The sequence below is a fragment of the Sulfitobacter sp. genome (genome assembly GCF_041552635.1).
In the GTDB taxonomy this organism is placed as follows: Bacteria; Pseudomonadota; Alphaproteobacteria; order Rhodobacterales; family Rhodobacteraceae; genus Sulfitobacter.
The window spans coordinates 1-1303 of sequence record NZ_JBFEKM010000374.1 but is presented as its reverse complement, the minus strand read 5'-3'; the positions used below and the strand labels follow the sequence as shown (position 1 = coordinate 1303).

General features: G+C 55.9%; 1 protein-coding gene. It reads left to right on the top strand.

What is annotated here, in order from left to right:
• Positions 1 to 298 precede the first annotated feature (298 nt).
• Positions 299 to 1303 (top strand): pentapeptide repeat-containing protein (locus tag ABYT07_RS21200; RefSeq protein ID WP_372993969.1); only part of this gene is annotated, 1005 nt, incomplete at its 3' end.

Below are 1303 nucleotides of genomic sequence, written 5' to 3'. Positions count from 1 at the left end.
GGGCGGATAAGCAGAAAATACATGATCGCGAAGATCAGAATAAGGGGCACGAATTGTTGAATGCCTTGCATGGGGATCGTCCTTTTTATGGGGGCGCAAACCACACTTGGCCTGCCTTCGAAGTTTGGCGGAACCTAGGGTCAGAAGCGGGGCTTTGCAAGGTGGGTTCACGCGTATTTCAGACACCCGCGCATCAACGGCAGACATAAGCGCCACGTTCTGTGCCACCCAAGCGACTTGAGCGGTTGTGACATGCCGTTTTGCACGGCATGGTGGTGGGGAATATAGGGGTGCGCCATTGGACGATATAATCTTTGAATTGAATGGGCGTCATCTTTTGGGGATCGTTCTGCTTTTGGCGTTTCTCTTCGTCCCGGTCGGGATTTCGCTGCTTCCCTACAAAGGCGACACTTCCAAGCCGCCGCTCTTTGACAGGCTACAAAACCGAATGGGGCTTGGCAGCATAAACTCCGGCCTCCTGTTCGTTGCAATCGCCCTATGGGCTTTGATTTTCGTGTCACTTGCTCTGGGTTTGCTGGGTGTCGTCTGGACGTTCATCTTGTCACCAATACCGCAGGGCCAAGCGCAAGTTTGGGATTGGCGTTTTTCACTGGCCAAGATGGCGGCCCTTACAGCGACCCTTGGCGCTGTTCTCGCCCTACCCTTTACTCTGATCCGCCTGACATTCGCGCGCACCCAGACAGAAACCGCAGTCGAAGCCCTCTTCAATGACAAGATCAACGCAGCGGTCGAAGACCTCCATGCACAGAGGCAGATTTCGCTTGCCCTCCCCGACGGCGAAAAACGAACTCACGAAACCATCTGGCAAGATGACGTTACCCGCAGAAACGGTGCGATTGACCGGCTTGAGGGGTTGGTTCAGGAAAACCCGGCATCCGCAGAACGGGTCGCCCGCATGCTGTCCGTCTATGTACGCGAGCTATCCCAGGAATATAAACCTGTCCCGATGCCTGAATCTGAAGACAGTGAAACCTTGTGGGAATGGGCGCATGAATTGAAGCCTGCGCGGTCAGACATACAGAACGCTGTTCAAGTACTTGGTCGGTTGCAGCGCATTTCGGGTGTCATGGAACTGGCTGGGTTGATTGATCTTGCAAGAGCTAACCTTCAGGGCTTTGACCTATCCGGCCTTTCCTTTGAGAAAAGTAAACTGATGGGTGCGCAGTTGCAGGGGGCGTTCCTCAGCGGGGCGCAGTTGCAGGGGGCGTACCTCAGCGGGGCGCAGTTGCAGCGGGCGGACCTCAGCGGGGCGCAGTTGCAGGGGGCGAACCTCAGCGGGGCG